The 6270-nt window shown below is 67.3% G+C and carries 4 protein-coding genes and 1 tRNA gene; 4 read left to right on the top strand and 1 reads right to left on the bottom strand.

Annotated elements, in window-relative coordinates:
* The first annotated feature begins 38 nt into the window (after positions 1 to 38).
* From ABDW59_RS11825 to ABDW59_RS11835, 3 genes are all read left to right on the top strand, one after another.
* Positions 39 to 1310 (top strand): aspartate kinase, encoded by a 1272-nt coding sequence (locus ABDW59_RS11825; RefSeq protein ID WP_343629999.1) that lies wholly within the window; start codon positions 39 to 41, stop codon positions 1308 to 1310.
* A gap of 81 nt (positions 1311 to 1391) precedes the next feature.
* Positions 1392 to 1484: transfer RNA gene (locus ABDW59_RS11830), tRNA-Ser, on the top strand.
* A gap of 112 nt (positions 1485 to 1596) precedes the next feature.
* Entirely contained in the window at positions 1597 to 2235 is a 639-nt protein-coding gene (locus ABDW59_RS11835; protein ID WP_343630000.1) for an FMN-binding negative transcriptional regulator, read from the top strand.
* 102 nt (positions 2236 to 2337) lie between these two features.
* Here ABDW59_RS11835 and ABDW59_RS11840 read toward each other — a convergent pair whose 3' ends face one another.
* Positions 2338 to 4023: an electron transfer flavoprotein-ubiquinone oxidoreductase gene (locus ABDW59_RS11840; protein ID WP_343630002.1), complete on the bottom strand. Its 1686-nt coding sequence runs from the start codon at positions 4021 to 4023 to the stop codon at positions 2338 to 2340.
* Positions 4024 to 4389: 366 nt separating this feature from the next.
* Between ABDW59_RS11840 and ABDW59_RS11845 the strand changes: the two genes are divergently transcribed.
* On the top strand, positions 4390 to 6270 hold a 1881-nt coding region (locus tag ABDW59_RS11845; protein WP_343630004.1), incomplete at its 3' end, for a hypothetical protein.

Raw genomic sequence — 6270 nt, forward strand, 5'->3', positions numbered from 1 at the left:
GTCGGCATGACGTCCTTCAGCAGTCATCTGACACTCCCATGGCATTGATCGTTCACAAGTACGGCGGCACCTCGATGGGGTCGACCGACCGTATCCGCAACGTGGCCAAGCGCGTCGCCAAGTGGGCACGGGCCGGTCACCAGATGGTGGTCGTCCCGTCCGCCATGAGCGGCGAGACCAACCGCCTGCTCGGTCTGGCCAAGGACCTTTCCCCCGCCAGCTCCTCGCCCGCGCTGATGCGCGAGCTGGACATGATCGCCTCCACCGGCGAGCAGGTCGCGGTCGGCCTGCTGGCCATCGCGCTGCAGGCCGAAGGCATGGAGGCCGTCAGCTACACCGGCTGGCAGGTCGGCGTGGCGACGGACAACTCGTACACCAAGGCGCGCATCGAGAGCATCGACGACGCCAAGGTCAAGGCCGACCTGGACGCCGGCAAGGTGGTGGTCATCACCGGCTTCCAGGGCGTGGACGAGGACCGCAACATCACGACGCTGGGCCGGGGCGGCTCGGACACCTCGGCGGTGGCGATCGCCGCGGCCATCAAGGCCAGCGAATGCCTGATCTACACCGACGTCGACGGCGTGTACACGACCGATCCGCGCGTCGTGCCGGAAGCGCGTCGCATGACGACGATCAGCTTCGAGGAAATGCTCGAGATGGCGTCGCTGGGCTCCAAGGTGCTGCAGATCCGCTCGGTGGAATTCGCCGGCAAGTACCGGGTGCCGCTGCGCGTGCTGAGCAGCTTCACGCCCTGGGACATCGACATCAACGAAGAAGCCAAGTCCGGCACCCTGATCACTTTTGAAGAGGACGAGAACATGGAACAAGCCGTCGTCTCCGGCATTGCATTCAACCGTGACGAGGCCAAGGTGACGCTGCTGGGCGTGCCGGACAAGCCCGGCATCGCGTTCCAGATCCTGGGCCCGGTGGCCGACGCCAACATCGACGTCGACGTGATCATCCAGAACGTGTCTCAGGACGGGAAGACCGACTTCTCGTTCACCGTGCACCGCAACGATTACCAGCGCGCGATGGAGCTGCTGGAGAAGACCGTCGGTCCCGCGGTGCAGGCGGCCAAGGTCGTCGGCGATCAGCGCATCTGCAAGGTGTCGATCGTGGGCATCGGCATGCGCTCGCATGTGGGCGTGGCGTCGAAGATGTTCCGCTCGTTGTCGGAAGAGGGCATCAACATCCAGATGATCACGACCAGCGAAATCAAGACCTCCGTCGTCATCGACGAGAAGTACATGGAGCTGGCGGTGCGCGCGCTGCATCGCGCCTTCGATCTGGACCAGGAAATTGAAGCCTGATCTCGGTGCGAATGAGCGATTTCAACCGGAGTTTCGGTTGAGGGCTCGAATAGCCGTGCTATAGTCTCGGCTTGCCCGGTTGGAGACGTGACCGAGTGGCCGAAGGTGCTCCCCTGCTAAGGGAGTATGCGGGCAAAACCTGCATCGAGGGTTCGAATCCCTCCGTCTCCGCCAACCAGATGTGAAACCCCCGTAGCGCAAGCTGCGGGGGTTTTCTCTTTCTGGTGTTGAAACAGGTCAGCGCTGTTCTGCACGCGGCGGGCGATGTGGCCTACAGTCTTCGCTCATGTACACGCCCAAGCACTTCGACCTGCCGGATCTCTCGCATGCGCGGCTGATGATCCAGGAACATCCGCTCGCCACGCTGATGCTGATCGACCCGGTGCACGGGCTGTCGGCCACGCCGGTGCCCATGATCTGGCGCGCGCCCAGCGAGCCGACGAAAGGTGGGGGCTGGTGGCTGGAAGGCCACCTCGCGCGCGCCAATCCGCATGTGGCGGCGTTGCTGTCGGGCGAGCTCGATCGGGTCCTGGTGCAGTTCAACGGACCGGGCGCCTACGTCTCGCCTTCGCTCTACGACACGCCGCTCTCCGTGCCGACCTGGAACTATCTGACGCTGCAGGTGCAAGGGCCGGTGCAGGTCATCGACGACGAGCACGGCAAGGACGCGCTGCTCAAGCGCCTGATCGCGACGCAGGAACCCGACTATGCGGCGCAGTGGCGCGGCCTGCCGGCGGACTATCAGCGCAAGATGCTGGGCGCGATCGTCGGCTTCAGGATTCCGGTGGAGCGCTGGACCATGAAGGCCAAGCTCAGCCAGAACCGCAGCGCGGTGGAGCGCGAGCGCATCCTCGCGCATCAGGAACATGGCTCGCTGGAGGAGCAGATTCTCGCGAGCTGGATGCGGGAGCTGTCGCCCCGCTGAGCGCTCTGCGGCAAGCCTCGCGATGCGTCTTTCCAATAGCAAAGGCCCGCCGATGGCGGGCCTTGTCGTTGAAGCGCGGACGGGGCGCAGGCCCCGCGCGGCTTACATGCTCACGTAGTTCGGGCCGCCGCCGCCTTCCGGCGTGACCCAGACGATGTTCTGGGTCGGGTCCTTGATGTCGCAAGTCTTGCAGTGCACGCAGTTCTGCGCGTTGATCTGCAGGCGCTCGCCGTTGTCGTCGGTCTTCACGAACTCGTAAACGCCGGCCGGGCAGTAGCGGCTCTCCGGGCCCGCGTACTTGGCCAGGTTCACCGCCACCGGCACGCTGTCGTCCTTGAGCGTCAGATGCGCCGGCTGGTTCTCCTCATGGTTCGTGTTGGACACGAACACCGACGACAGCCGGTCGAAGGTCAGCTTCCCATCGGGCTTCGGATAGGCGATCTTGGGCATCTCCGACGCGGGGCGCAGATAGACGTGATCGGGCTTGTCGCGATGGATGGTCCAGGGCGGGCTCTTCATGCCGAGCTTGGGCAGCAGCCATTGCTCGATGCCGGTCATCAGCGTGCCGACGGTGTTGCCCTTCTTGAACCAGGTCTTGAAGTTGCGCGATTGATTCAGCTCGTCGCGCAGCCAGCTCTGTTCGAAGGCCGCCGGATAAGCCGAGAGCTCGTCCTGCGCGCGACCCGCGGCCAGGGCCTCGGCGATCGCGTCGGCACACATCATCCCGGACTTGATGGCCGCATGGCTGCCCTTGATGCGGGCGGCGTTCAGATAGCCGGCGTCGTCGCCGACCAGCGCGCCGCCGGGGAAGACCAGCTTGGGCAGGCTCAGCAGACCGCCCGCGGTGATCGCACGCGCGCCGTAGCCCAGGCGCTTGCCGCCCTCGATGTGCTTGCGGATCGAGGGATGCGTCTTCCAGCGCTGCATCTCCTCGAACGGGGACAGCCACGGGTTCTTGTAGTCCAGGCCCACCACGAAGCCCAGCGTCACCTTGTTTCCCTCGAGGTGGTACAGGAAGCCGCCGCCGTAGGTCTCCTTGTCCATCGGCCAGCCGGCGGTGTGCACCACCAGGCCGGGCTGCGCCTTGTCGGCGGGGACTTCCCACAGCTCCTTGATGCCGATGGCATAGGTCTGCGGATCCTTGCCGGCGTCCAGCTGGAACTTCGAGATCAGCTGCTTGCCCAGATGGCCGCGCGCGCCTTCCGCGAAGATCGTGTACTTGCCGTGCAGCTCCATGCCGAGCTGGAATCCCTCATGCGGCTCGCCGTCCTTGCCGACGCCGACGTTGCCGGTGGCCACGCCCTTGACGCGGCCTTGCTCGTCATAGACCACTTCCGCGGCGGCGAAGCCGGCGAAGATCTCCACGCCCAGCGCTTCGGCCTGCTGCGCCAGCCACTTCGTGACGTTGCCCAGCGAGATGACGTAGTTGCCGTGGTTGTGGAAGCAGTCCGGGATCAGGAACTGCGGCGTCTCGGTGGCGCCGGTCTCGTTCAGGAACAGCACCTGGTCGCCGGTGACTTCCTGATTGAGCGGGGCGCCCAGTTCCTTCCAGTTGGGGAAGAGCTCGGTGATGGCCTTGGGATCCATGACCGCGCCCGACAGGATGTGCGCGCCAGCCTCCGACCCCTTCTCCAGCACGACCACCGAGATCTCCTGACCCTTCTCCGCGGCGAGCTGCTTGAGGCGGATCGCGGTGGACAGGCCGGCGGGACCGCCGCCGACGACCACCACGTCGTATTCCATGCTGTCGCGAGGTCCGTACTGGGCGATGAGTTCTTCGGAGGTCATGGTCTTCCTTGCTCGTTCTAGTCGTGGGGGCCACGTCCGGTCTGCGGGGTCGGCTCAGGCCGGCTCGCTGTCTGGCTGGGGCGGGTTGCGACGCATTCTATCTGTCCAATTTGGAAAAAAGAACGACCGTGCTTTTTATTCGAGCCCGCGCTCGAACGCTGTCGCGTGCGCGTCGCGACGGCGGCATGCCGCCGTGCTTGCGTGTCCCGTCCGTGTCCCTTGCCTGTCCCTCGCGCGACCCCGATGGATCCCGGGATCGCGGGGGGTGAGACCGCGCAGTCGCGGACTTAGGGATGAGGCCGCGGCGCGCTTGGTGCGACAACTGCGCCGCATCGCCCGGCCTTCGCCGCGGCAAGGGAGCACGAGATGGCGGAAGTCAAGCCTCAGACGGCACCGAAGGACGCATCGTCCGGCGCGGCCGGCGCGTCCAGTTCCACGACCCTGCTGGAGGGCTGCTCGGCCGAGATCCCGGTCGGCAACGTGACCCGGGTCTTCGACTTCGGACAGTTCATCGAGCTCTTCGATCCCGGCACCGGACCGAACCCGCAACCCCAGCGCATCGTGATCGATCCGGTGGGCAGCTTGAAGGTGTCCACCCAGGTCCTGCGCGCCAAGATGCGCAAGGACAACGGCGCCGGCGAGGCCGACGCCGACAGCGCCGAGCTGATGCGGCTGGGCGGGCGATCGCTGCAGGCGCTGCTGGCTTCCACCGACGAGCGCGACGCGCCGCAGGTCGAGCTCGATGAGCTCGCCCAGGTGCTGGCGCGCGGGATGCTCGAGGTCGAGAAGATCGAGTACCAGTTCGCGCTCAGCCGCGCGCAACGCCAGGTGCTGGTGGGCGGGGGCGAGCTGCTGGTGGAGTTGGCGCGGCGCGACGGGGCGGGGCGCCGGTCGGTGCTGCTGCGCTTGGCGGTCGACGAGCTCAGCGTCACGGCCGCGCAGGCGGCCACGCTGATCGCGACCAAGACGATGACGGTCGGCGAGCAATCGGCACGGGTCCGCGTCGACGCGGCGGTGGTGTCGGCGCTGCTCGACGAACAGCCCGTCGACACGGAGCTGCTGGACGAGGCCGACGAGGTACGTCGGCGTCTGCGCCTGAGCCCCGCGGTCGGCGAGCCCGCGCCCGGGACGGTCGAGATCGTCGACCTGCCGGCGTTCCTCGCCGCGCCCACCGCGCCCGACGAGCGCGGCCGAGCGGCACCGCTGGTGCTCGACGCCAAGCAGGTCGCGGCGCTGCGCCTGGGCGGCGAGGCCACGATGAGCGTGCGCGACGGCCCGCTGCGCCTGGTGGTGAAGCCCGCGATGACACTGCGCAAGAAGATCTACAACCCCAACGGCGGCGGCGCGGACGACGGCAAGGACATCGACGACGAGCCCGATGGCGGCAAGGGCGGCGGCAAGGGATCGGGCTCCGCGGGGTCCGGCGGCGCGTCGTCGGGCGGCGGTGGCGACGGCGGTTTCGTGCTGGTGGGCGACGTGACGCTGATGCCCATCGTCGTCGAATGGGTGGTGCCCGCGCCGGCGCCGGCGCCGGCCGATTCCTCCAACCGCGGCGTCGGCGATCTGGTCGAGCCGCGCCTGCCGGGCGGGCGCGGCATTCCGGTGGCGGTGATGGTGCCCTGGCGCCAGACCTGGACCCTGACCGGCTTCAGCCGAGGCGCGCTGCTGAGCTCGCTGGCGCTGACGCCGCAGGAGGAAGTGCTGATCGAGCTGAGCAGCTGGGAGCGCCGCTCGCGCTCGCTGACGCAGTCCAGCGAGACGGAGACCGAGCAGAGCTGGGAGAGCAGCGACACCAGCAAGGACAGCGACGAGACCTTCGACGAGCTCACCAGCAAGCAGGACTTCACTTGGCAGGTGGGCGGATCGCTGGACGTGTCCTATTCGCCGGGCGTGGCGTCCATCCAGGTCTCGGCCAACGCCAGTGTGCAGAGCACGCAGAACGTCGCCAACGTGGCGCGGACCACGGCCTCACGCACGCAGGAGGCGACGCAGAAGGCGGCGGCCCGGGTGCGCTCGCGCCGGACCACGACCATCACCGAGACGGTCGAGTCCGGCTCGGAGCAGCGCGTCACGCGCCGCATCCGCAATGCCAACCTCACGCGCACGCTGACCTTCGATTCCTTCGAGACCCTGGCCCATTACGAGATCGGCCTGAGCTTCGTGCCGGAGCGGCTGGCGGTGGTGGCCTTGATCGAGAACCCCGAGCTGCGCGCCGGCCCCGATTTCACCGAGGCCATGATCCGGCAG

The sequence above is a fragment of the Roseateles sp. genome (genome assembly GCF_039595295.1).
Classification (GTDB): domain Bacteria; phylum Pseudomonadota; class Gammaproteobacteria; order Burkholderiales; family Burkholderiaceae_C; genus Roseateles.

Bases quoted from the DNA above. Each gene is read 5' to 3' on its own strand.
- ABDW59_RS11825 (WP_343629999.1), top strand. From the start codon at position 39: ATGGCATTGATCGTTCACAAGTACGGCGGCACCTCGATGGGGTCGACC.
- ABDW59_RS11840 (WP_343630002.1), bottom strand. From the start codon at position 4,023: ATGACCTCCGAAGAACTCATCGCCCAGTACGGACCTCGCGACAGCATG.
- ABDW59_RS11835 (WP_343630000.1), top strand. From the start codon at position 1,597: ATGTACACGCCCAAGCACTTCGACCTGCCGGATCTCTCGCATGCGCGG.